23 protein-coding genes are annotated in these 23,191 nt (G+C 61.1%); 13 read left to right on the top strand and 10 right to left on the bottom strand.

The annotated features are described in order from the left end of the window. The first annotated feature begins 1 nt into the window (after position 1). From RBA41_RS19485 to RBA41_RS19475, 3 genes are all read left to right on the top strand, one after another. Positions 2-526, top strand: a complete 525-nt coding sequence (locus RBA41_RS19485; protein ID WP_306625956.1) for a hypothetical protein — start codon at positions 2-4, stop codon at positions 524-526. 3 nt (positions 527-529) lie between these two features. Beyond that, complete coding sequence (locus RBA41_RS19480; RefSeq protein WP_306625907.1) at positions 530-1,645, top strand: PIN-like domain-containing protein; 1,116 nt, start codon at positions 530-532, stop codon at positions 1,643-1,645. A 363-nt stretch (positions 1,646-2,008) separates the two neighbouring features. Beyond that, the gene (locus RBA41_RS19475; protein ID WP_306625905.1) at positions 2,009-2,923 is read left to right on the top strand and encodes an Eco29kI family restriction endonuclease; all 915 of its coding nucleotides are present in this window, start codon (positions 2,009-2,011) and stop codon (positions 2,921-2,923) included. Between the two features lie 37 nt (positions 2,924-2,960). Here RBA41_RS19475 and RBA41_RS19470 read toward each other — a convergent pair whose 3' ends face one another. Then, positions 2,961-4,163, bottom strand: a complete 1,203-nt coding sequence (locus RBA41_RS19470) for a DNA cytosine methyltransferase (RefSeq protein WP_306625903.1) — start codon at positions 4,161-4,163, stop codon at positions 2,961-2,963. Positions 4,164-4,489: 326 nt separating this feature from the next. Between RBA41_RS19470 and RBA41_RS19465 the strand changes: the two genes are divergently transcribed. The 7 genes from RBA41_RS19465 (at position 4,490) to RBA41_RS19435 (ending at position 14,722) form a co-directional block, all read left to right on the top strand. Next, positions 4,490-4,900, top strand: coding sequence for a very short patch repair endonuclease (locus RBA41_RS19465; RefSeq protein WP_306625900.1), 411 nt, complete (start codon positions 4,490-4,492; stop codon positions 4,898-4,900). A 566-nt stretch (positions 4,901-5,466) separates the two neighbouring features. Continuing rightward, complete coding sequence (locus tag RBA41_RS19460) at positions 5,467-6,081, top strand: DUF2760 domain-containing protein (RefSeq protein ID WP_306625899.1); 615 nt, start codon at positions 5,467-5,469, stop codon at positions 6,079-6,081. Next, on the top strand, positions 6,078-7,919 hold the full coding sequence (locus tag RBA41_RS19455; protein ID WP_306625898.1) for an Hsp70 family protein: 1,842 nt from the start codon (positions 6,078-6,080) through the stop codon (positions 7,917-7,919). Before RBA41_RS19460 ends, RBA41_RS19455 begins: the two co-directional genes overlap by 4 nt. Before the next feature lie 8 nt (positions 7,920-7,927). Beyond that, a complete protein-coding gene (locus RBA41_RS19450) occupies positions 7,928-10,765 on the top strand; it encodes an Hsp70 family protein (RefSeq protein ID WP_306625897.1) in 2,838 nt (945 codons plus the stop codon). An 85-nt stretch (positions 10,766-10,850) separates the two neighbouring features. Continuing rightward, positions 10,851-12,656 (top strand): hypothetical protein, encoded by a 1,806-nt coding sequence (locus RBA41_RS19445; protein WP_306625896.1) that lies wholly within the window; start codon positions 10,851-10,853, stop codon positions 12,654-12,656. 98 nt (positions 12,657-12,754) lie between these two features. After that, positions 12,755-13,549, top strand: coding sequence for an HNH endonuclease (locus tag RBA41_RS19440; protein ID WP_306625895.1), 795 nt, complete (start codon positions 12,755-12,757; stop codon positions 13,547-13,549). 93 nt (positions 13,550-13,642) lie between these two features. Beyond that, positions 13,643-14,722: a phospholipase A gene (locus RBA41_RS19435; protein ID WP_306625894.1), complete on the top strand. Its 1,080-nt coding sequence runs from the start codon at positions 13,643-13,645 to the stop codon at positions 14,720-14,722. Positions 14,723-14,822: 100 nt separating this feature from the next. Here the strand turns inward: RBA41_RS19435 and RBA41_RS19430 are convergent, their stop codons facing one another. From RBA41_RS19430 to RBA41_RS19420, 3 genes are read right to left on the bottom strand one after another with little or no spacing between them, the layout of a single operon-like run. Then, complete coding sequence (locus RBA41_RS19430) at positions 14,823-15,587, bottom strand: hypothetical protein (RefSeq protein WP_306625893.1); 765 nt, start codon at positions 15,585-15,587, stop codon at positions 14,823-14,825. 45 nt (positions 15,588-15,632) lie between these two features. Beyond that, complete coding sequence (locus tag RBA41_RS19425) at positions 15,633-16,421, bottom strand: DUF2491 family protein (RefSeq protein WP_306625892.1); 789 nt, start codon at positions 16,419-16,421, stop codon at positions 15,633-15,635. Position 16,422: 1 nt separating this feature from the next. Beyond that, the gene (locus RBA41_RS19420) at positions 16,423-16,731 is read right to left on the bottom strand and encodes a hypothetical protein (RefSeq protein ID WP_306625891.1); all 309 of its coding nucleotides are present in this window, start codon (positions 16,729-16,731) and stop codon (positions 16,423-16,425) included. Between RBA41_RS19420 and RBA41_RS19415 the strand changes: the two genes are divergently transcribed. Both RBA41_RS19415 and RBA41_RS19410 read left to right on the top strand, forming a co-directional pair. Beyond that, positions 16,718-17,434, top strand: a complete 717-nt coding sequence (locus RBA41_RS19415) for a hypothetical protein (protein WP_306625890.1) — start codon at positions 16,718-16,720, stop codon at positions 17,432-17,434. The two genes, RBA41_RS19420 and RBA41_RS19415, sit on opposite strands and share 14 nt — an antisense overlap. Before the next feature lie 95 nt (positions 17,435-17,529). Further along, positions 17,530-18,015 carry a phage regulatory CII family protein gene (locus RBA41_RS19410; RefSeq protein WP_306625889.1) on the top strand — a complete coding sequence of 162 codons (486 nt, stop codon included), beginning with the start codon at positions 17,530-17,532 and terminating at the stop codon, positions 18,013-18,015. A gap of 40 nt (positions 18,016-18,055) precedes the next feature. Here RBA41_RS19410 and RBA41_RS19405 read toward each other — a convergent pair whose 3' ends face one another. Further along, positions 18,056-18,472 carry a hypothetical protein gene (locus tag RBA41_RS19405; protein WP_306625888.1) on the bottom strand — a complete coding sequence of 139 codons (417 nt, stop codon included), beginning with the start codon at positions 18,470-18,472 and terminating at the stop codon, positions 18,056-18,058. A gap of 119 nt (positions 18,473-18,591) precedes the next feature. Beyond that, entirely contained in the window at positions 18,592-19,740 is a 1,149-nt protein-coding gene (locus RBA41_RS19400; protein WP_306625887.1) for a GGDEF domain-containing protein, read from the bottom strand. Between the two features lie 227 nt (positions 19,741-19,967). Between RBA41_RS19400 and RBA41_RS19395 the strand changes: the two genes are divergently transcribed. Further along, complete coding sequence (locus RBA41_RS19395) at positions 19,968-20,969, top strand: 2-hydroxyacid dehydrogenase (protein WP_306625886.1); 1,002 nt, start codon at positions 19,968-19,970, stop codon at positions 20,967-20,969. A gap of 85 nt (positions 20,970-21,054) precedes the next feature. Here the strand turns inward: RBA41_RS19395 and RBA41_RS19390 are convergent, their stop codons facing one another. The 4 genes from RBA41_RS19390 to RBA41_RS19375 form a co-directional block, all read right to left on the bottom strand. Beyond that, positions 21,055-21,390 (bottom strand): DUF4142 domain-containing protein, encoded by a 336-nt coding sequence (locus RBA41_RS19390; RefSeq protein ID WP_306625885.1) that lies wholly within the window; start codon positions 21,388-21,390, stop codon positions 21,055-21,057. Between the two features lie 216 nt (positions 21,391-21,606). Beyond that, positions 21,607-22,416, bottom strand: coding sequence for a response regulator (locus RBA41_RS19385; RefSeq protein WP_306625884.1), 810 nt, complete (start codon positions 22,414-22,416; stop codon positions 21,607-21,609). Between the two features lie 29 nt (positions 22,417-22,445). Then, positions 22,446-22,790 (bottom strand): Hpt domain-containing protein, encoded by a 345-nt coding sequence (locus tag RBA41_RS19380; RefSeq protein WP_306625883.1) that lies wholly within the window; start codon positions 22,788-22,790, stop codon positions 22,446-22,448. Beyond that, positions 22,787-23,173, bottom strand: coding sequence for a response regulator (locus RBA41_RS19375; protein ID WP_306625882.1), 387 nt, complete (start codon positions 23,171-23,173; stop codon positions 22,787-22,789). Before RBA41_RS19375 ends, RBA41_RS19380 begins: the two co-directional genes overlap by 4 nt. Positions 23,174-23,191: the final 18 nt, after the last annotated feature.

Below are 23,191 nucleotides of genomic sequence, written 5' to 3'. Positions count from 1 at the left end.
GATGATGCCTGCAAAGATACGTGATAATTTGCGCGATAAGTTGTGGGGTTTGGCCGATGAACTAGGCTGGGCAATACTAAACGACATCGATCGCTCGCGCCTCTATGAGAGATGGACGAGGGATCCTGCGATTGGTGGTCAAATAGCGCATTTTATGGATCCACGGAAAGTTCGAGTTTATATAAAAGACTCGTTGATTAAACCTTACGAGCGTGCACGATTGCTTGCGAGTCAGGATGAGATATGGCGCGCGCTTGAGATCGCCTCTCCAGCAACTACAGTCCAAACCTTCATAAAACCACACGGGTGTCGATTAGAGGACGGTAAAATCATTTGCTGGGGCAAAAGTCGCGATTGGAAACTTATTCTGATGGCAGCGTTTGAGCGCAGCCGATTAGCGAAAAGCGCCATACCATTTGGGGTAGTATTATTGGAGACTGGAAAAACCTCAAATGAGGGAACCCGAAGCCTTGTCAAAGATGCTTGTGCCTGTCTCGGTATCGAAAAACTCAGCTGGCTGGAGTGACTTATGCGTGCGAAATTTTCTGGATGGCATCCAAAGAAGCCCGACGAAATATCCAAAATATGGGACGAGGCCATCTTTATACCCGACACGAATGTGTTGCTGCATTGCCTACGCCATTCAACGGTAGTCCGGGATGAGCTACTTAGGCTGTTCGAGGTGCTCGGCGATGCATTATGGATTCCCTACCAGGTAGGCCTTGAGTTTCACAGAAATCGACTGGGTGTTGAGTTTGGTGCGGTTGACGCCTACGATACACTTATCAAAGATCAAGAAGCGTTTGTGGAAAAAGCTCGCGATCGTCTACGGCAACTTCGAGCACATCCAACGATAAACGTCCTCAAGGAACTTTCCGCACTTGACATGTTTCTCTCGGACTTCAAAGCCCGAATGGAAACGGCTCGATTAGCCCATCCCTCATCGGAGATCGATAGCGTAATCGAGAGACTCACCAACCTTTTTGAGCGTCGTGTTGGGGATAAGTGGTCATCAGATAAGCTCGCTGCACTAAGGAAAGAGGGCGAAGATCGCTACGCGAAGAAGATACCGCCGGGCTACAAGGACAGCAAAAAGGACGCAGGGGAGTTCGACAAATTCGGTGACCTCATCATTTGGAAGGAAATGATGATGAAGGCCAAGACCGATAAACGCTCGGTTATTTTTATTTCCGATGACGCAAAGGAAGATTGGTGGTGGATCCATCGAGGTCGAAAGATGGGACCGCGCCCAGAATTGATTGAGGAATTCCATGCTGAAGCTCAGCAAGCCTTTCATATGTATGAATTTAGTCAGTTCTTACGTTTTGCGGCGAAGCGCTTTCCTGAGATCAACGCCAATGTGGAAAGGGTTGAGAAGAGCCTGCTAGCGGATGAACAAGCGCGCCGTTATCAAAATAATACGACAGCGGCAATTGAACGGAATGCGCAATTGCGAGCCTTGGAGGACGAACGAGATCACATTGTCAACATCTTGTCGGGCGCACCTGGAAGCGCCACGAATATATCCGTCGACCGGTCCACATTACGTGTGCGATTGGATGAGTTAAACAAGGAGATACGGTCGATCGGTGACATCGCTGGGCGCGATGTGGGCGCTGGGGATGGAGAGAGTAGTGTCTTATAGAGCTTGTTCTGAAACATCGATTCAGTTTTTCAACTTCAAAGAAGTGCAGTAACTATTCAGCCTCTATGAAGGGCTACCAAAAACCAGCAATTTTTGCTTAAAAAATGTGCAGAAATGCCCCCATTTTCTCAATTTCCCAGAAAAAATTTAGACTTTTTCGCTAGCTGTCATAGAGGCTGAACAGTTACGAAGTGCAGACCTTTTTAGATATTTTCGCTATGATTCAGATTCGCTTGGTTATGCAAAACTGCTAAGGAATCCATTAGCGCAGTGGAGAAAAATATATAATGCATTTTGATATATTATTTGTGATGGTGAGAGTAAAATTGCTTTCATTATTTTGACAGATGGAAAAGGAATCAGATGGCAAAACTTACAGTCCAAACTTCTGCGATAAATGCTATGCTCGCTGAATTGGATGCACTGACACGCCGGATAAAATCTGTGGATGTTTCCGCGAATCCAAAAGTAGTCAAGAAAATCAGACAAGACCTGGAAAATGCCTCCATCCAGCTATCTAAAGCCGCAAACGGTCTTGACCCGATACTACGTCCAGATAAGATATTTGATCCATCCGATCCGAACACGGCCGGCAGAATGGTGGCATTAACGCTAGTGGCCCAGCAGCGACACCCCCTTGCGCGTATTCCCGATTTTTACGGTGCCGGGATCTATGCTATTTACTATAATGGCGAGTTCCCGCCGTACGCGTCATTAACTAGGCGTGAACATCCTATTTATGTGGGTAAAGCCGATCCGGACAATCCCTCCGCCAAAGACGCAATCCGACAAGGAGCAAAGCTGTCGGTTCGTCTCAATGAACACGCGCGCAATATTCGCAAGGCGCACACTACTCTAGCCATTGAAGACTTCGAATGTCGCTTTCTGATTGTGCAAACAGGCTTTCAGAAGTCCGCAGAGGACTATTTAATAAATTTTTTCCAGCCCATTTGGAACTCAGAAACAAAGATCTGCTTCGGCTTGGGCAAGCACGGAGACAGTTCCGATACTCGTGGCAATAAGCGCTCCCCGTGGGATACCATGCACCCTGGGCGCGAATGGGCGAACCGTACCACGGAAGATCAAAAACCGCAGCACCTTATTGTCGAGCAGATCGAAACACACCTCAGAAGTCGCCCACCTTACGGTGATATTCATGAGATTTTCGATCACTTCATGGAACACATGCGGCAACTGAGCAAAGAAAATTTCTCTACTCCCGCAAGCGGACATGTGGAACTGGAAGAGGCGGCAACGACAAGTGGCGTTATTGTTTGACAATCAATTCCACCAAATGCTATTGGCGCCTTTCGTTTTACGCCGCTGCAAACAACATCGGGGCTTGGTACGCGGCGCGCAAGTGGCCACATACGCCGCCAGCTACAACCGACGCCAGCCGCACTGGGACGGCATTCCCGAGTTGGCGCATCGTTTCCCCCCAAGTCCCCTCAAAAATGAACTTATCAGAGAACGTCTGAATTCTGGCCGACTCGCGCACGGTGAAATAGCGCACGGAACCGTCCGGGCGTCGAAGCATATTCTCGCCTCCCGGCACACCGTGGTCACCCGCTTTCAGCGCCTTGGCGGGTTCGTCGAGCGGGCTACCAGTGTGGCCGGCATAACTGCGAGCACCAGGCTGGAAACGATGAGCTTGTACCAGTTCCACATCCGGTCGCCGCTCAGGGTCAGGCAAATCTGAAATCGCATCCCTAACCGTGAGCCATGGCAGTCTAGCTTGCGCTGGATCGAGATCCAACAAGCCCTGTAGCTTACGTTCGATACCTTCGGGTCGTGCCGGGCGATTGCGTCGCGCAACACGATGTCGCTCCCAGTACGCGCCTCCAGCTCCCCATTGATCGAGCAAAAGCGCATCGTGGCTATGGGTTGCAATAGGAAATTCGAACGGGTTCGTGATATCCACACGGAAACCCACAATGAAAATTCGCATGCGCTTCTGAGGAACACCATAGTTGGCAGCATTCACAAGTCGCCAGTCAACATGGTATTCGCTTCGCGCACCAGCAGCCTTGTGGCTATCGAGTCTGGCAAGGTGGCGCGCCCACGCTTCGCCAGTGCGGGTCTGCATGGTCGGAAACTCGAGCTGCAACAAGATATAACGGAAATAGTCTGCAAACGCTTCTCGCTTCAGTCCCTGCACATTCTCGAACACGAACGCACCTGGCTGAGTCTCCCGCACAGCGCGGATGGCTTGCGGGAACATATCCCGCGGGTCCAAGAAACCGCCAGCCTTCCCTCCCATGGAAAACGGCTGACAAGGCGGCCCCCCGGTTACGAGGTCGATGCCTTGAAAGGCATCGTATCGAAAAATGCGAACGTCACCTTCGGTCACGTCCGGCCAGTGAGCAACCAGCTCCACATCAGCGCGCTTATTGCGCCGGATGGTCTCACACGCATGCGAATTCCACTCGACGACGGCTTGGTGGGCCACGTCATGCTCCGAAAAACCTAGCGCCAAGCCTCCGGCACCTGCAAAAAGTTCGATTGATTGGAGCTGCATGATTCGTCTAGTATGGTTCTCTGATGCAAATGTCACAACGCTGGGCCCGTAAGCAAGATCTAGCCGAATGAGAGCTTTGCCAAGGATGCTCTTCAATTGCTGCGAGCAAACAGAGCAGTATAAAGCAAGCTACATCGACGGTGGTGAAGAGATAACGCAGATTGTACTGTATGTTTATACAGTTATCAATCGAATCAAAGCCCGCGTAGTGACCTCCCCATTGAATTTTGCGCCATCCCCGCCACTTTTCATCCAGTATACTTGAGACCTCTCAAAGTAGGTCTTCGCTGCCGTGCTAGCACTGCGGATTGCTTAAGGATGGGTAAATGGCTGATACTGTCACGCCCGAGCGGCGCAGCGAGATCATGTCCCGCGTAAGGTCTAAAAATACCCGACCGGAATTACTTGTTCGGCAGTTACTGTACAAGGCAGGATTCCGATATCGCTTGCATCGCGCAGATCTTCCTGGAAAACCCGACCTCGCATTCCCAGGACGCAAGAAGGTGATCTTTATTCATGGTTGTTTTTGGCACAGGCACGACGGCTGCCCGATGGCACGGGTGCCAAAGTCACGAGTCGAATTCTGGACCGCTAAATTGAGTGCCAACCGGTTAAGAGACATCCAGAACGTTGCCAAGCTGAACTTAGCGGGATGGGATGTCTTGGTCATCTGGGAGTGTGAGCTGCAAGCACCGGATTTGATGGTCAGGTTGACCGACTTCCTCAAAAGTGTTTGAGGTAGACTCGACGGCTTGCTCGCATGAAATTAGCAGCCATTCAAGCAAGTTTACGGTTCATATTTCGTGTCTCAGATGATGCTATGCGCACTTCTCATGGGCATTAAGAAAACGCTGACTTCGTCATATTGTGCCCACTGATACGGCCGCGCTAGCACAATGTTGCCTCCGATCTTCGGATGTCCATCATGAGGCAATCCAGTTTTTCGGATGTCGGGTTTGCCAGCGAAAAAAACTGACGCGACAAGCGTTTTCTAGGTGAGATGGAAGCGTCGACGCTTAGCCAGCGCTGGTGGGAGCACTGGTGCCATACATCGCGAAAGGCGAAGTACTTGATATGCAGCAAGTGCGAGGAAAATCCACGCCGCGCGCCTGACTTTTGCATTGAGGTGCATGTCAGTCATCGAGCGTTGCTACAAATGATTTATACTGCCGCGCAGCATAAATTCAGGCCTTGCGCAGATTCCGGCCCTACACAGCATACAATCCCGGTTCCGGCCCTGTGGCACCTTTGCCCGGCCAACCCTATCAGTCCGACACTCAGCCGGCATACTCAGGAGTAATTGATGATCGACTCGACGCCAGACTCGAATCACCCGTCCCAGGACAACAACGACCGCCCTTCTTTCCTGCGCCGTATTCCGATCGCTTTCGGCGCTTTCTTCGGCGCGCTGTCGGATGCCGACTTCGCCGGCCGGGTTGAGCGCGTGCGTCATGGCAGCATCTCCGCGCCAACGCCCGCCCCTGCACCGGTAGCCCCGGTGGCCGCCGCACCAGCGCCAGCCCCCAAGCCAGCCGCTCCCACGCCAGACACCGCCCTGCAGCTGCTATCCCTGCTCCAGCGCGATGCGCGCCTGATCGACTTTACCCAGGAAAACCTGAGCGGCTTCTCGGACGCCGACATCGGCGCCGCCGCACGCGTGGTCCACGAAGGCTGCGCCAAAGTACTGCGCGAACACTTCACCATCGTCCCCGTGCGCGACGAAGCCGAAGGCAGCCGCGTCACCCTGAACGAAGGCTTCGACGCCCGCGCGGTACGCCTGACCGGCAACGTGGTCGGCAAGGCCCCATTCAACGGCAGCATCAGCCATCGCGGCTGGCGCGCGGCGGACGTGCGCCTGCCAACCCTGGCCGCCGGCCACGACGCCACCGTGCTGGCCCAGGCGGAGGTGGAACTGTGAGCAACGCCTACTTCTCGATCGGCATCGATCTCGGCACCACCCACTGCGCCCTGGCCTATGTGGACCTGACCGCCAGCGATGGCGAAAAGACCTCCCATGGCGTCCTCGACATTCCGCAACTGGTCGACGCCGGCGCGGTCGGCAATGGCCACCTGCTGCCCTCCTTCCTGTACATGCCCCACGGCGATGAATTGCCGCCCGGCGCCCTGAACCTGCCATGGACCAGCACGCAAGACTACGCCGTCGGCGAATTCGCCCGCGCGCGCGGCGCCCAAACGCCGATCCGCCTGGTGTCGAGCGCCAAGAGCTGGCTGTGCCATCCCGGCGTCGACCGCCGCGCGGCCATCCTGCCGAGCGACGCGCCACCGGAAGTGACCAAACTGTCGCCGCTGGAAGCGTCCACCCGCTACCTGGCGCACCTGCGCAACGCGTGGAACGCGGCCCATCCGGAAGCCCCGTTCGACGAGCAGGACATCACCGTCACCATTCCCGCCTCGTTCGACCCGGCCGCACGCGAGCTCACGGTGGAAGCGGCCAAGGCCGCCGGCTACGTCAACCTGACCCTGCTGGAAGAGCCGCAAGCGGCGCTGTACAACTGGATCCAGAACAGCGGCGGTCGCTGGCGCAAGGATGCCAAGCCGGGCGACATCATCCTCGTCATCGACGTGGGCGGCGGCACCAGCGACTTTTCGCTGGTCACCGTCCTGGAACGCGACGGCAACCTGGAACTGCACCGCATCGCCGTGGGCGACCACATCCTGCTCGGCGGCGACAATATGGACCTGGCGCTGGCGCATCTGGTGGCGCGCAAGGTTGCCGCCACCGGCACCCAGCTGGACGCCTGGCAAATGCGCGCGCTGGCCTATGCTTGCCGCGCGGCCAAGGAACACCTGCTCAGCGATGCGCAACTGGCCACCCAGCCGATCGTCGTGCCGAGCCGCGGCTCCAAGCTGATCGGCGGTTCGATCCGCACCGAACTGACCCAGGAAGAAGTACGCGCCACCATCCTAGAGGGCTTCTTCCCGCAAGTGGAAGCGGCCGCCCGTCCGGTCAGCCGCCCGCGCGGCGGTCTGGTTCAGCTGGGCCTGCCGTACGCGCAGGATGCCGGCGTCACCCGCCACCTGGCCGCCCTGCTGGGACGCCAGGCCGGCGCCACAGCCGAACTGGAAGGCTTCGCCGGCAAGATCAGCGACGGCGCCAGCTTCCTGCACCCGACCGCCGTGCTGTTCAACGGCGGCGTGTTCAAGTCGGATGTACTGGCCGAGCGCACCCTCACCACCCTCAACGACTGGCTGGCCGGCGAAGGCGCGGAACCTGCGCGCATGCTCACCGGCGCCGACCTCGACCTGGCAGTGGCGCGCGGCGCCGCATACTACGGGTACGTGCGTCGCGGCAAAGGCATCCGCATCCGCGGCGGCACGGCGCGCGCCTACTATGTCGCCATCGAATCGTCGATGCCAGCCGTGCCCGGCTTCGAGCCGCCGATCCAGCTGCTGTGCGTGGCCCCGTTCGGCATGGAAGAAGGCATCGAAGCGCAACTCAAGACCCAGCAATTCGGTCTGGTGGTCGGGCACGCCATCACCCTGCGTTTCTTCGGCTCGTCGGTACGGCGCCAGGACCGCCTGGGCGACCTGCTCGACTTCTGGCATCCGGACGACATGCAGGAAGTCGGCGAAATCCAGGCCACCCTGCCTGCTGAAGGACGCCAGGCGGGCGACGTGGTCGCCGTGACCCTGGCCGCCGTTGCCACCGATACCGGCACCCTGGAACTGGTGGCGCAAGCCGTCCAGGGCGAGGAGCGCTGGAAGGTGGAGTTCGACGTGCGCGGCAACAGCTAGGGCACGGCGTGGCGCGCCAGTACATCGTCGGCATCGACCTCGGTACCACCAATACCGTGGTGGCGTACGCGCCCATCGATGCGCAGGCGGAAGGGCGCGCCGCCATTACCCTGTTCGAGATCGAGCAACTGGTGGCGCCGGGCCAGGTGGCGGCCTTGCCGCTGCTGCCATCGGTGCGCTACCACCCGGCGGATGGTGAATTGCCGGCGGCCGATATAAGGCTGCCGTGGCCGCAAGATCATGCCGAGGCGCAGCCGCTTGTCATCGGCCAGCTCGCGCGCCGGCTCGGTGCGCAAGTACCGGGCCGCATGGTGGCCAGCGCCAAGAGCTGGCTGTCGCACACGGCGGTGGACCGCCTGGCGCCGATCCTGCCGTGGGGCGCCGCGCCCGATGTGGCCAAGGTGTCGCCGGTAGCGGCCAGCGCCAGCTATCTGGCTTACCTGCGGGCAGCGTGGAACAGCAAGTTTCCCGCTAATCCGCTGGAACAGCAAGAACTGGTGCTGACGGTCCCGGCATCGTTCGACGAAGGCGCGCGCGCGCTGACCCTGAGCGCGGCGCGGCAGGCCGGACTGCATCAACTGCGCTTGCTGGAAGAGCCGCAGGCGGTCTTCTACGACTGGCTGTTCCGCCATCGCGGCGAGCTGGCCGGGGAACTGGCGCAAACGCGCATGGTGCTGGTGTGCGACGTCGGCGGCGGCACCACCGACCTGAGCCTGATCAAGGTCGACCTGCACGATGGCCAGCCGCAACTGACGCGCATCGGCGTGGGCAACCACGTGATGCTCGGCGGCGACAACATGGACCTGGCGCTGGCCCATGTCACCGAAGCGAAAATGGCGCAGATGGCGGGCACCGATCAGCCGCGCACGCATCTGTCGGCCAGTGCCCTCTCTCAATTAATGGAACGCTGCCGCGCCGCCAAGGAGCAATTACTGGCGGCCGACGCGCCCGAGCAGGCGCAGGTGACCTTGCTTGGCTCGGGCTCGCGCATGATCGGCGGCATGCGTTCGGTGGCGCTGACGCGGGACGAAGTCGGCAGCATCATCGTCGACGGTTTTTTTCCGCTGGTGGTGGCCACCGACCGCGTGCAGCAAGGCCGTGCCGGCATCGTGGAGTTCGGCTTGCCGTACGCGCGCGATCCGGCTGTCACCCGTCACATCGCCGATTTTTTGCAGCAGCATGCCAGCGCCCTGCAAGCGGCGCAGGAAGACGGCACGGCCATGCCCGATACCCTGCTGCTCAACGGCGGCGTGTTCCGCGCCGATGCGCTGGTCGAGCGCTTGCAGGAAACCTTGGGCAACTGGCGCGGCGCGCCTTTGCGCCTGCTGCACAACGACAATCCGGACGTGGCCGTGGCCCGTGGCGCGGTGGCGTATGCCCTGTCGCTGCAGGGCCAGGCGCCGCGCATCGATGCGGGTGCGGCGCGCAGTTATTTCCTGGTGCTCGACGAGGCTGGCACAGGACCCAAGCGCGGCATCTGCATCCTGCCGCGCGGCAGCGAAACTGGCCGTGAAATCCTGCTCAAGGACCGTACCTTCGCCCTGCGCCTCGGACAGCCGGTGCGCTTTCACGTGATGACATCGAACGCCGATGGCGCCGATGCCCCGCCCGCGCCGGGCGAACTGGTCGACCTCGACGATCCGAAATACGTGCGCCTGCCGCCGATTGCGACCGTGCTGCACGCAGCCGACGGCAAGGTCAAGCCGGCGGGCAGCAAACAGGAAACCGCCGTGCAACTTGCCACCGCGCTGACCGAGGTCGGCACCTTGGAAATGCACTGCGTCAACCTGAGCGATGCCGGCCAGCGCTGGCTGCTGGAGTTCGACCTGCGGCACGACAACGCGGCGGCCGAGAACGACAAGACGGATGCCGCGCCATCGCCGCAGCTGACGGCCGCCATCGACAAGATCGACCGCATTTTCGGCAAGAGCGGGCAGCAGGTGACGGCCAAGGAAGTCAAGCAGCTGCGTGCGCAACTGGAGCAACTGCTCGGTGACCGCGAGCAATGGCACACGCCCCTGCTGCGCCAGTTGTTCGACGCTCTGTGGCAGCGCGCGCGCGGACGGCGCCGCTCCGCCGAGCACGAACGGGTGTGGCTGAACCTGACCGGCTACTGCCTGCGTCCGGGCTTCGGCTACGCGCTCGACGAATGGCGCCTGGAGCAACTGTGGACCCTGTTCGAGGCCGGCGTGCGGCATGCCGACGACAAGCAGGCGCGCGCGGAATGGTGGACCCTGTGGCGCCGCGTCGCGGGCGGGCTGGGCGCCACCGAGCAGCTGCGCCTGCTCGATGACTTCGCCTTCAATCTCCAGACGAATAAAGAAGGCGGCGACGCCGGCAGTACCGTGGTGGCCGGCAGCGATGACGACATGCTGCGCCTGGGTGCCTCGCTCGAACGCATCCCGGTCGACTACAAGGCCGAAATCGGCGGTTGGCTGCTGGAGCGCATCCAGGCGGCGCCAGCCACGCCCGGCAAGGACAGCACCAGCGCCAGCCGCTACCTGTGGGCGCTGGGGCGCATCGGCGCGCGCCAGCCCTTCCACGGCAGCACGCACGACGTGGTGCCGACCGAGGTGGTGGAAGGCTGGCTCGATGCCATCCTGGCGCTCGACTGGAAGCGGGTCGAGTCGGCCGCCTTTGCCGCCGTGCACCTGGCGCGCATGACCGACGACCGTTCGCGCGACCTGCCGCTGGCGTTGCGCGAACGGATCGCGCAGCGGCTGGTGGCGATCAACGCGCCGCCGGCGACCATCGCCATGGTGCAGCAGGTGGTGCAGCTCGACCAGGCGACCGAGCGCTGGATCCTGGGCGAATCGCTGCCGCCGGGACTCAAGCTGATCGCCTGATGCACGTGGGCGGCGGGCTTGACGCCAGGCGTGTATGTGTCATGCTGGCATCCTCGTTTATCTGCCCCCCATACCGATGGATACATTGCCCGACGCACTAAACAGTCTCACTGTCGATCAACTCAAGTCGCTGCTTGCGAACTTTCCCGACGCCGTGAAAATCGGACGTAAGGACGTCCTCATCGCCGCGCTGCTGGAGCAGATGTCGGATGCCGGCCTGCCGCGCGTCTGGGCGATGCTCGATCCCTGCCAGCAACTTGCGGTACGGGAAGCGGCCTATGACGTCCAGGGGCATTTCGATGAGCGCCGTTTTACCGCGAAGTACGGGCAGGCGCCGCGTTTTTACCATGATCCGAAGCACCCGTACGGCCGCGGTCCCACGACAGTGCTAAGCCTGTTTCTGTTCGAGCATGGCGACACGCGCACGATGCCCGCGCAGTTACGCCTGCGCGTGGCGGCCTTGTTCCCGGCACCCGTGCCCAACGCGCTGGCAAGCCTGGCCTCCTTGCCGGAGCCCGGACCGGAGCTGACAGCGCAAGCCGATCGCGAGGCCAAGGCCGAGGCCGATGGCATGCCGCTAACGCAGCGCAATACCGCGTCCGATGCGCTCTACGAGGTGGTGGCCATGCTGCGCATGGCGGATCAAAAGTTGATCGCGGTCAGCGACAAAACACGCATGCCGGGAACGGCCGCCTTGCGCGCGATTGAAGCCAAGCTCGCCGGCGCCGATTTCTACGGCCCGGACGCCGAAGCCAGCGCCAGGCATTCGGATCAGCGGATCGGCCCGATCAAGGCGGTCGCCTGGCCGCTGCTGCTACAGGCAAGCGGACTGGCCGAACTTCATGGCAGCAAGCTTGGCTTGACCACGGCCGGCATCAAGGCCCTGCAAGCGGCGCCGGCCGACGTGCTGCGTGGCATCTGGCGCGGCTGGCTGGCATCGGCCTTGTTCGACGAGTTCAACCGGATCGACGAAATCAAGGGCCAGAAGGGCAAGGGCCGCCTTACGCCGGTCAAGCCGCGCCGGGCCATCGTCGGCCAATTCCTGCAACGCTGTCCGCCGGCGCGCTGGGTCCAGGTGGATGAATTGTCGCGTTTCATGCTGGCGGAAGGCGCGCCGCTCGCCGTGGCCGAGGATCCCTGGTCGCTCTACCTGTGCGACGCCAATTACGGCGCCTTGGCTTATGCGGAAGATGAGTGGGACATATTCGAAACACGCTATCTGCTGTGCGTGCTGTTCGAGTATTGCGCAACCTTGGGCATGGTCGACGTCGCCTATTGTTCGCCGCACCACGCGCGCACGGAATTTCAATCCCTGTGGGGCGGTCAAGACATGACCTTGCTGTCGCGCTACGATGGCCTGATGTATTTCCGCCTGACCGAGCTGGGTGCCTACTGCCTGGGCCTGAGCACGACCTACACGGCGCCCGCGCGCGCCGCGTCCTGCACGCTGTCGGTCAGCGCCAGCCTGCAGATCAGTGTGACCGGCGGCAGCCTGTCCGCCGACGAAAGCCTGCTGCTGGAGAACTGGGCGAACCGCGAAAGCGCGCAGCTGTGGCGCCTCGACCGCGAGAAAACCATGATCGCCGTCGAACGCGGCCAGGATACGGCGCCGCTGGAAGCGTTCTTGCGGTCACGCGACAGCCAGCCGCTTCCCGTGCAGGTCGAGGCCTTCCTGCGCGCCTGTAACAAGGGCGGCAAGGCGATGCAGGTGATGGGCAGCAGCTTGCTGATTGAATGCGTCGATGCGGAAACGGCCGATCTGATCGCGCGGCATCAAGACACGGCGCCGCTGTGCATGCGTGCGGGCAAGCACCACCTGGTGGTGCAGGTCAAGCACGACGTGCGCTTTCGCAAGGCGGCACGCGCGCTCGGGTACGGCATACGGGAATAGCCGCGGCGCACGTTGCAGTCACGGAAAGTTTACATAAAAGAAATTGAACACCTGGTACACTGGCTGCGTTCCCTTGCTGATCGCGCCCACCCGTCCAGATGCCTGTTTCTTCCCCGCCGCCCGAGGCGTCGACCAAGAGTGCGGACTGGACCGACGAGGAACTGGCCGCGACCGTGCGCGCTTATGTGGCGATGCTGCGCAGCGAGCTGGCGGGCGAGCCCATCAACAAGGCGGAAGTGAACCGGCAGTTGCGCGAAACGGCATTGTCCGCGCGCACTAAGTCCGCCGTCGAATTTCGCATGCAGAATATTTCCTCGACCCTGTTCGACCTGCGTCTCCCTCACATTATCGGCTACCGCCCTGCCAGGAACGTGGGCAGCAGCGTCAAACTGCGCATCGAGCAAATGCTGGAAGCGCACGGCCTGGAAACGCTGACGATTTACCAGCACACGGCGGACGAGCGCGAACTGGCGCACAAGGTCACTGCGCTGCTGCGCCAGCCGGGCGGCGGCGTACCGGCCGGTTCTGCCGCTCCCGCCCAAGTGATGACGCACACCTTGCGCTACGTGCGCGATCCGGCAGTAAAGGCCTGGGTGCTCAAGGTCGCCGACGGCATCTGCGAAGGCTGCGACATGCCGGCGCCGTTCACGGGCACCGATGGTTTTCCGTATCTGGAAGTGCACCACGTCATGCCGCTCGCCAGCCACGGCCCGGATACACCGTCGAATACCGCCGCGCTGTGTCCAAATTGCCACAGGCGCTGTCATCTGTCCCTCGACCGCGACGAATTCCGGCTGGCGCTGTACGAAAAAATCGACCGCCTCGTGCTGGAACTGCCGGAGCCGCCGCTGCACGGCACCGCCGTCTATATCGATGACGCAGGCGATACCTGATGCGGCGTTGCAACACATAAATACATGCAGCGCGACATCTTTTCTCTTATTGCGCTACAGTAACCACCCTTTGTCATTTTAGAAACATCCTACATGCACGCCGCCCGACTGCCCCTCCTCCTGACCACCCTTTTCATCTCCGCTGGCGCCGCCCAGGCAGGCGAGCTCGAACAGCAAATGCTGCGCTGCTCCGTGCTTGGCGATCCGAGCGCGCGACTCGGGTGCTTCGACGCGCTCACCAAGGCCGCCACGGCCGACACCGTCGCCGGCAATCCAACGCCGGACGCGACCGTCGCCGCCCCAACGGGCAAGAAGGGTGAGCCAGCCGAGCCGGCAACGCCGATCCCAGCCGTGGCATCGGCCACGGCAGCGCCGCCGGAAACGCCGATTTCGCGTACCGAGCAGTTGTGGGAGCTGAGCAAGGCGTCGCGCCGCGGCGTGTTTTCCTTCCGTCCGCACCGCGAGAATTACATGCTGGTGGCTAACTACAGCACCTCGTCGAACGATGCGCCATACCGCGATTTCACACCGGCCGGCCTGAAGACCAAGCGCGTCGAGCTGACTTATCAGCTGAGCCTGAAAATGAAGGCCGCCGAACAGGTCGCGGGCTTGCCGGTCGATATCTGGCTCGGCTACACGCAGCAGAGTTTCTGGCAGGCGTACAACCGCTCGCAATCGAGCCCGTTCCGCGAAACCAACTACCAGCCTGAAATCATGGCGGTCGTCCCGATCAACCAATCGTTCGCCGGGTTCAATCTGCGCTTCGTCAATTTCGGCCTGATTCACCAGTCGAACGGGCAGACCTCGACCCTGTCGCGCAGCTGGAACCGCTTTTACACCGAAGTCGGCGTCGACAGTGGCAATTTTGCGCTGAGCGCGCGCCTGTGGCGCCGTCTGGATAACGCCAAATCGAACAACGATAATGCGGACATCACCGACTTCCTGGCGCGCGGCGACATTCGCGCCAGCTATCGCAAGGATGGCTATGAGTATTCGATCATGGCGCGCCGGAATATGTCGACCGACCATGGCGCGATCCAGGCGGCGATGTCGTATCCGCTCACGACCAACCTGAAAGGCTATGTCCAGCTGTTTTCCGGCTACGGACAAAGCCTGATCGACTATAACTATTCGCAGCGTTCGGTCGGCGCCGGCTTTACCGTCGATTTCTGATCCGCGTTCAAGCGACGGATTTAAAAAAACGGCCTCGAAAGAGGCCGTTTTCATGTGTGCCGCAGACGCCATGCGCATGGCGTCCGGGTGATATCGCTACTTACGCGGCGGCCGGCTTGCCCGACAGGCGCTGCAGGCGTTGCAGCGCGGTTTCGCCGGCGGTGTCGTTCTGCACCGACTTGCGGATCGCATCGATTTCCGCAGCCTGGTCGAGCGGCTTCTGGCCGATATCGGCGACGATGCGCATGCCTTCGGCTTCGTTGCTCACTTCCTGGGCGCGGCGCGTCAGTGCGTTGAGCGCGGTCGAATTGCCTTTCATGCCGGTCAGGCCGGCGAGCTGGCTCTGGCGCTCGGCGCGCATGGCTTGCAGATCCTTCTGCGCCTGGGCCGCTGCCAACTGCTGCAGCGCTTTCTTGGCCTGGGCGTCGAATTCGGCGAGCTGCCTGGACAGCGCATCGATAATCTTTTGCAGCTCGTCCATGTAGGCTTTTGCGTCGGCTTCTTCCTGGATCTCTTGCGGCAGGCGGCTCTTGTTCGCTTCGAGTTCGTCGCAGAACATGGTCACGGTGGCTTCCGAAATCTTGCCGGCGGCCAGACGTTCGGCCAGCGTTTCCGTGGCTTTTTCGTCGTTGGCGATCAGTGCGCGCAAGTTGACCACATCCTTGTGTTCCTTCTCGAAGGAGGAACGCGCCGATGCCAGCACTTGCGCAGTGGCGCGCAGGGTGTCGGCCAGACGGTCGCGGTCGGCCTCGGTCGCCGTCTCAGGGTCAAAATTGGCGATCGCTGACGATATACGGTCACCCAGCACGCCGAAGTGCTTCGAAATCAAACGCGCCGTCAGTCCCCATCCACTTGCATTGCTCATCTTGAATCCCTTTCGTTGTTAAGTAAGACTGCCTTTACCGAACCGTTATTGAATAACGACCCGTTCTTGCTCCACCGGTATGCCAATGACGAAATCGACATGGATACCGCGTTTTGTGTGATCGCCATTCACGCTGGAGATGATCTCCGTCGTGATCAGCAAATATTCGCTGGCGCCGCCCGCCAATTCGCGCACGTACGGCATGAAATACATTTCCTGCTTCAGACCCTGCACCCCGCCGGCGTCGTCGATCCGGGTTTCGGTGCCCATGAACGGGCTCACGAACGTGGCGTTGCGGTCGCCCGCGTCGCGCACATAATCGAGGCGGTCGCTGTCGCCGAAGACCGTGGCCAGTTCATCTTCGCTCAGGCCCACGTCGTCGAGCTGCTCGCGCCACAAGGTGTAGGTCTGGTCGCCCAGGCCAAAGCCGGAGCGGCCGGTGTAGGCATCCTGGTCTTCCGCCGTTTCCGGAATCACGCGCGCCAGCTGGGTGCAATACATGATCTCGGCCACCTTGCCGCTTTTATCGGCGTACAGCTGCAAAAATTTTTCCCTGGCGTCGTCGTCGCCCTTGGCCACGTAATAGCGATACAGCCCGCCCGCCAGATTGAGCTTGATCTGCGATACCGCCAGGATCAGCGTATCGGCATCGCGCGGCATGGCGATCAGCGAACCATTGGCCTGCGCCCGGATCAGGGGCGACATCTGCAGCTGGAGCATGCCGCCGATGCGCGCGCCGAGCGGCAAGCCTTCGTCTTCGCGCCGCGCCTTGCCACCAGCGCCATGGTTGCCGGCGATGCCGCGCATGTAATCGAATGCGTTCTTCCAGCCCATGTCAGTTCCTGTCAAAAGAATAGTTTGCCGTGCTTGGCGCTTTACCGCGCCTTAAAAACTTCCATCCCAGATAAGCCACCCATGCCAGCACCGACAGGATCACCAGCCAGACAAAGGTACGCAGCAGCGATTTACCGAGCGACCTTTCCGGCATCGCCTGTGCCCCTGCCACCGGACCGGCGCCGGTGGCGCCGCTGCCCGGAACGGTACCCACCATCCCGCTATTGTTCGTATTACCCGGATAACCGCTGTTCGCATGCGAATTGGACATCGAGCGTCCCAGCAAGAAGCCGAGAATGGCATTGCCCATTCCGTTATTATTCTGCGGCACGATAATCGGTCCCGGCATCGAATTGCCGCCATATTGGCCATTCCGGTTGCCGTTGTACTGGCCGCTATTCGTATTCCCGTACTGCCCCGCATTGTTCGATCCATACTGCCCGCCCGATGGCTGCGACGACGGCACCGGCTTGATCTCGCGCGGCGCATTGGCTGCCTGCTCGGCTGCCCGGCGCGCCTCCAGCGTGCGCAAGGCATTGGCCTCGGCGTTGCCCTTGTCCAGGCGTTGCGACAGCACCGAACCCGGCTTTTGCTGCCCTGGCTGGGCGCCGCTGTCCTGCCGCGCCGGCGCCCCGCCGAAGGAACCGAAGCCCCCGAACGAACCCTTCTTCTCCGCCTTGCCGGCATCCGCGCTGCTATCCTGCGTACGCTGCGACCAGATCGAACCCGACTTCTGCGGCGGCGGCGAGGTGTCCTGCGAGCGCTGCGACCACGACGACCCGGACTTCTGGGGCGGCGGCGACGAGGACGAAGACCGGCTCCCAAACGAACCGAACGACGAGTTCTTCGACGAGGTTGACGACTTGCTACTTGATGGACTGGATTTTTGGGAGGAAAATCCACTCTTATACGAGCTCGACCGCGAGCTCGAACTCGAACTTGATGCCGGTTTCGCGCCGGCCGTGACTGTGGCGGCGGCGGGTAGCAGCAGTGCCAGCAGCAACATGATCTGAGTTGACTTCATTTTTCTTTGGCCGGGTTGAAGGTTGAAAGAAGCATAACAGCACCAATACTGCCAATGCACCGGTAAAAATAGGCAAGATTCACCATGACTCGTAAATATCTGGACATGAACCAGCACGATGCGCTGTACAGCGTGGCGCGCCGCTATCCCGGTGGCATTGACATGCTGGCCAAGGAGATTGGCATTTCCGCCAATGTTCTGCGCAATAAGCTGTCGCCCACCATTTCATCACATTACCCATCGTTCGAGGAGGTTTCCATCATCGTCGAGCATTGTCACAAGGCCGGCGTGCAGGAAGCGATGATGCCGCTGCATGCGCTGCTGAACCGGCACGGCATGGCCGCCTTCATCGTGCCGCAGCCGGAACAGGTGGGCCGCGACGACCTGTCGCAGACGGTATGCCGGGTGATGAGCGAAGTCGGGGCCGTGGCCGAAGCCGTGTCGGGCGCGCTGATGGACGGCGTGGTCACCAGCGCCGAAGCAGACCTGATCGAGCGCGAATTTCATTCTGCGTTATCGGCGTTGGGTGAATGGCGCGCGCGGCTGCGCATGCGTACCGGCGCAACCTGACAGGGGCGGCGATGCGCACATGAAGCGCATCGCCAGCGCCTTATTGCGCCTGCGGCGGCGCTGCCCGCGCCGGCTTGAGCGAACGCAGGAACAGACCGAGTCCGCCGATGGCCAGCACCAGGATGCAAATGAGATCGAAGGCCGACATGGTGCGCAGGCTCATGCTGACGGAGGAAATCACGCCAAACACCAGCGCCGCGAATGAGCACAGGGCAATCAGCCAGCCAAGGTAGTTCTTCGAGTTATAGAAAACCATGCCGATACCGATCATCATCGGAATCAGCACCATGCCGCCGCTGATGCCGAATCCCGAGCCGAAGCCGAACAGGCGCGTGCCGAGTCCGAAATTGGAACTGACCACGATCCCGTTAAGCAGTAAATAGAAACCGCCGCACATCATGATCAGGCCGAGAAAAAACTGGCCCGTGCCACCGCTGGTTCCACCTGCTCCGTTCATGTCCACATCTCCGCTGTTCAAATAATGCCGACACTATAACAAAAAGTAATTCGGGTAAACATATCCGCTCATGGGAGGATTAAACAGGCAGTTGCCGCATGGCTTTTGTCTTTTCTTTGCTACACCAGTGCCGCTACCGGCTCGCTGACCACGACCTGGTTGCGGCCCTGGTGCTTGGCCTGGTACAGCGCCTCGTCGGCCGCGCGCAGCAGGGCTGCGGCATCGTCGCCGGCACAGGGCAGGCCGATCGCCACGCCGACGCTGACAGTCAGCCTGCCGAAGTCGCTGTCGAGGTGCTCGATCTGGAGCGCCGCCACCGCGGCGGTGAGCACCTCGCCCATCGCCTGCAATTCGCCGGGGACCGGGTTATGCCAGATCACGGCGAATTCTTCGCCGCCGTAGCGGGCGGTCAGGTCGAGCGGGCGGCGCGCCAGGCCGGCGATGACGTCGGCCACGGCTTTCAGGGCCGCGTCGCCGCGGGCGTGGCCGTAGCGGTCGTTATAGCGCTTGAAATAATCGATATCGATCATCGCGATGGTCACGGCTTGCCGGTCGCGCAGGGCCTGGCGCCAGACGCGCTCCAGATGGATATTCAGGGTGCGGCGATTCGACAGTCCGGTCAGGCCGTCGAGCGCCGCCAGTTCGTGCAGCAGCGTATCGACCAGAAAAGTGGTGCGGATGCTGTGTTCGAGGAAGTAGGCGCCGTACGCCCCCACCCCATTGGCCGCGCACATGAAGACAATCTGGTACAGGCGCGCCTGGGCATTGGTCTGCAGCGCGAATTCCATGACGACGAAAGCGAACAAGGTCACCATATTGGCAAACAGCGCGCGGCGCCATTCCAGGCAGGCGATCAGGTACACGAACAGCGCCACCAGCAGGATGCCTTCGTACGGGATCTGATAGCCGACATCGAGCGCGCTGCCGATCACCGCGACGGTACTCACGCCCGTGACCAAGGCGGCGGTAAATACAGCCGTTCCGAGATACGGGCGCCACGCGGCCCGGTAGCTGGCCAACAACACGATGATGAAGCTCGGGATAATCAGCGTCAGCCGGATGCTGACCGTGCGTACCGACACATAGGCGGGCAGCGTGGCCAGATCGATCAGCACGAACATGATGAACAGGACAATACTGACATAGGCGGCCACGCGCACGCGCACCAAATGCCCTTGCGTAAAAAACGCCTGGAACTGCCTTTCCAGGCCATCCTCGAAGCGCAGCCAGCGATAGCCCTGCTCCAATGCGCGGCGATGCGGCGACATGCTGGCGTTATTCAGTAACTCAGGATCGATTTTCAGCATCGGCGGCGGAAGTGGAGTGGAAGCGGGCAAGCCCATGATACGCGTGCAAGCCCATGCACAGCGCCTTGATTGCACCGATTCGTCGCACCCATGAACGCGAGGCACAAACGGGATGCAGCATGATGCAACGTCGATAACGCCGTCCGGGCTATGATGGCGCATCTCAATCGACGCGGGAACCGAACACCATGAAAATTGCCATTTTCAGCACCCAGGCCTACGACCGGCGTTTTCTCGATGAAGCGCTCAAAGCCCATCCGGACAGTCGGCACATCGAACTGGTGTATCAGGAGGCGGCGCTGGCGCTGCACACCGTCGCGCTGGCCCAGGGGTGCGATGCGGTGTGCGCCTTCGTCAACGACCGGCTCGATGCGCCGGTGCTCGAGGCGTTGCACCAGGCCGGCGTGCGCGCGGTCCTGATGCGCTGTGCGGGATTCAACAATGTCGATATCGAGGCGGCGCAGCGGCTGGGATTTTTTGTCGCGCGCGTGCCCGCCTACTCGCCGGAAGCGGTGGCCGAGCATACGCTGGCGCTGATCCTGACGCTCAACCGCAACACGCACCGGGCGTACGCGCGGGTCCGCGAGGGAAACTTTGCGCTCGATGGACTGCTGGGCAGCAATCTGCACGGGAAAACCGCGGGAATTGTCGGCACCGGCAAGATCGGGCTGGCGACGGCGCGCATTCTCAACGGCTTCGGCTGCAAGGTGCTCGGGCACGACCCGGCGCCGGCGCCGGAGTTTGCCGCGCTGGGGACGATGGTGGACCTGCCGGCCTTGCTGGCGCAGTCCGACATCGTATCGCTGCACTGCCCATTGGTGGACGCCACCCGGCACATGATCAATCGCGACAGCCTGGCTGGCATGAAGCGCGGGGCGATGCTGGTCAATACCTCGCGCGGGGCGCTGATCGATACGCCGGCCGTGATCGCGGCGCTGAAATCGCGCCGGCTGGGGTTTCTGGCGATTGATGTGTATGAGCAGGAAGGGTCGCTGTTTTTTCACGACCGCTCGGGCGATATCATCGAGGACGATGTGTTCCAGCGCTTGATGACATTCCCGAACGTGCTGGTGACCGGGCACCAGGGGTTCTTTACGGTAGAGGCGATGCGCGAGATTGCGGAGGTGACGCTGGGGAATCTCGACTGCTTTATAAGTGGCAAGCATTGCGTGAACGAGATAGCCCATTAACCTATGGGCCTCTCGTCCGGATGAACTCCCTATGGCGCGGCCGAGCGCTGACTGAAGCGCTCGAACCGCACACCCCGGAATGCCATTAACGCTTGCCGGCGTTCTGCTCGTTCGCTTCGCCCACCACCGGCGGCTTGACACCGGCCGCCGGAGCCGGCGTTTTGGCGCCCGCCATCGGCGTGTTGTGGGCCGCTGCGTGCGCGGCGCCGCCCTTGGCGGGGGCCAGGCTGGTGGCCGAATGCAGGTGCTGTTCGACGGTCGGCAGCATCTTCGCGGCCAGGGCTTTGACGTCCGGGTCCTTGGCCTTGGCTTCAAACTTTTTCAGCGCCGCGCCCGACTGGGCGTAGCTGGTGACCGGCATGGCGAAAGCGGTGGCAATAGCGGCGCCCAGTACACATTTGGTCAACGTCGTTTTCAGCATGTGGATCCCCTTTTGAAATAATGTCATTAAAACAATAACACTGCGGAGCCAGTCTAGCTGCGTAGGTATTTTCCGAGCGCCCTGTAGCCTTTACGCAAGCTTACTTTCTGGCTGGCGATGAATCGCAGCGAGACCCATGTGCGCGGGGAGACAAAGGAAGGAACAACAGGGACGGAGATCAACAGCGCGGGTATGCCGACGCGTCATGCGATGACGTCAGATGCCGACCACGCTCTGGATGCAGGAATACAGCGTTTCCCATTTGAAGGGTTTGAAGATGTAGCCATCGGCTCCCGCCTTCAAGCCTTTCATTACCTGGTCGTCGGACACTTCCGATGTCACCATGACCACCGGCGCCTTGGACCAGCCTTCATTGCGGCGGATGGCGGCCAGCAGATCGAAGCCATCCTTGCCTGGCAGGCCGGGCAGGACGATATCGAGCAGCACCAGGTCGGGCGCCATGGCGGTCTGCACCACCGCCAGCGCATCGTTCATGTTGCCGGTCGCGTGCACGGTAAAACCCTTTTCGCTCAGCAGCACCACCAGCAGTTCCGACAGTTCCTCGTCGTCTTCGACCACCAGGGCCGTCAGGGCATGTTTGCTCGCGCCCAGCTGCGCCTTGTTCCCGTAGGAATAGAAGCCGGTGTTTTTCAGCTCGGTCGCGCCGCGCCGGGCCTGGGCCCAGGCTTCCACGCTCTCTTGCGGGGTCAGCTCGGTCACTTCGAGGGTCGGCAAGGTTTCCGAAAACGCGAATCCGTCATCGTGCACGGCGGCCTGTTCCTTCGCTGCCGGCAGGCTTTGCTGCGCACCGGCAAACACGCGCACCAGACCCTGTTTGGTCAGCGCGTCGAGCTCGCTGACGAGCTTATCGATCGGCATGCCGCCCAGCGCCAGAAAATCGCGCACGCTGGAGCGTCCGTTAATCATCGATAACACGCGGGCCGGATCGCGGGCCAGGTTCCTGCACCCGTTTTTCAGCTCCGTCATGCCTTTGGAAGTTTTGCTGTAGATGGTCGATGTATCCATGATTTCCTGTTCCTGCCTGATCGGCGCTGTCATTGCGGTGCCGGCGTGGACAAGGCCATGTGCCGCAGCGCGGCCATGTCGGCACCGATGTCATTCAGATTCTCGATTGTCCAGTCGTTTTCGGCAAGCTGCGTTTTGATTTTTTGTTCGATGCGGCGCGCCGCCAGGCCCAGCCCGGCCGCGCCAAACGTCCCGGCCGCGCCGCCCAGCGAATGCAATAGCCGGTACAGTTCCTGCCAGTGCGCGCGCTCGGCCATATCGCTGCGGCACAGCGCATACGCCGCATCCATCTGCTCGAAACGGGCCGGCAGGCGCGTGCGAAATCCCTGTGCCAGCAGCGCCACCCTGGCCTGCAGACCGGCGGGCGTGTTCATGCCATGGCCTCGTCCCACAGCTGGCGCACCTGCAGCGGCAGCTGCATCGGATCGAAGGGTTTGGCGATCACGCCCAGCGCGCCGAGCGAGCGGTAATACGCCACTTCGCTGGCCTGCACCTTGGCCGTCATGAAAATGACGGGCGTGCTGGCGGTATTGGGCAGCTTGCGTAGTTCGGACAGGGTCGTCGGGCCGTCCATGCCGGGCATCATGACGTCGAGCAGGAGCAGGTCCGGCTTGCATTGCGCGGCCGCCAGCAGCGCTTCGCGGCCCGAACTGCAGGTACGCAAGGCGAGTCCGCCGACCATTTCGAGCGCCATCTGGGCGACGGTCTGGATATCGGGATCGTCTTCCACGTACAGGACCAGGGAAAGTGCAGTCATAAATAAGGACGTCCTGAA

The organism is Massilia scottii (genome assembly GCF_030846495.1).
Classification (GTDB): Bacteria; Pseudomonadota; Gammaproteobacteria; order Burkholderiales; family Burkholderiaceae_D; genus Telluria_A; species Telluria_A violaceinigra.
Note: the sequence above shows the minus strand (reverse complement) of the source record. Positions and strands in the feature narration are given on the sequence as shown.

Bases quoted from the DNA above. Each gene is read 5' to 3' on its own strand.
- RBA41_RS19475 (WP_306625905.1), top strand. From the start codon at position 2,009: ATGGCAAAACTTACAGTCCAAACTTCTGCGATAAATGCTATGCTCGCT.
- RBA41_RS19430 (WP_306625893.1), bottom strand. From the start codon at position 15,587: ATGAGCAATGCAAGTGGATGGGGACTGACGGCGCGTTTGATTTCGAAG.
- RBA41_RS19460 (WP_306625899.1), top strand. From the start codon at position 5,467: ATGATCGACTCGACGCCAGACTCGAATCACCCGTCCCAGGACAACAAC.
- RBA41_RS19435 (WP_306625894.1), top strand. From the start codon at position 13,643: ATGCACGCCGCCCGACTGCCCCTCCTCCTGACCACCCTTTTCATCTCC.
- RBA41_RS19420 (WP_306625891.1), bottom strand. From the start codon at position 16,731: ATGGGCAATGCCATTCTCGGCTTCTTGCTGGGACGCTCGATGTCCAAT.
- RBA41_RS19380 (WP_306625883.1), bottom strand. From the start codon at position 22,790: ATGAACACGCCCGCCGGTCTGCAGGCCAGGGTGGCGCTGCTGGCACAG.
- RBA41_RS19385 (WP_306625884.1), bottom strand. From the start codon at position 22,416: ATGGATACATCGACCATCTACAGCAAAACTTCCAAAGGCATGACGGAG.
- RBA41_RS19480 (WP_306625907.1), top strand. From the start codon at position 530: ATGCGTGCGAAATTTTCTGGATGGCATCCAAAGAAGCCCGACGAAATA.
- RBA41_RS19470 (WP_306625903.1), bottom strand. From the start codon at position 4,163: ATGCAGCTCCAATCAATCGAACTTTTTGCAGGTGCCGGAGGCTTGGCG.
- RBA41_RS19390 (WP_306625885.1), bottom strand. From the start codon at position 21,390: ATGCTGAAAACGACGTTGACCAAATGTGTACTGGGCGCCGCTATTGCC.
- RBA41_RS19415 (WP_306625890.1), top strand. From the start codon at position 16,718: ATGGCATTGCCCATTCCGTTATTATTCTGCGGCACGATAATCGGTCCC.
- RBA41_RS19440 (WP_306625895.1), top strand. From the start codon at position 12,755: ATGCCTGTTTCTTCCCCGCCGCCCGAGGCGTCGACCAAGAGTGCGGAC.
- RBA41_RS19465 (WP_306625900.1), top strand. From the start codon at position 4,490: ATGGCTGATACTGTCACGCCCGAGCGGCGCAGCGAGATCATGTCCCGC.
- RBA41_RS19400 (WP_306625887.1), bottom strand. From the start codon at position 19,740: ATGTCGCCGCATCGCCGCGCATTGGAGCAGGGCTATCGCTGGCTGCGC.
- RBA41_RS19405 (WP_306625888.1), bottom strand. From the start codon at position 18,472: ATGAACGGAGCAGGTGGAACCAGCGGTGGCACGGGCCAGTTTTTTCTC.
- RBA41_RS19425 (WP_306625892.1), bottom strand. From the start codon at position 16,421: ATGGGCTGGAAGAACGCATTCGATTACATGCGCGGCATCGCCGGCAAC.
- RBA41_RS19375 (WP_306625882.1), bottom strand. From the start codon at position 23,173: ATGACTGCACTTTCCCTGGTCCTGTACGTGGAAGACGATCCCGATATC.
- RBA41_RS19410 (WP_306625889.1), top strand. From the start codon at position 17,530: ATGACTCGTAAATATCTGGACATGAACCAGCACGATGCGCTGTACAGC.
- RBA41_RS19485 (WP_306625956.1), top strand. From the start codon at position 2: ATGATGCCTGCAAAGATACGTGATAATTTGCGCGATAAGTTGTGGGGT.
- RBA41_RS19395 (WP_306625886.1), top strand. From the start codon at position 19,968: ATGAAAATTGCCATTTTCAGCACCCAGGCCTACGACCGGCGTTTTCTC.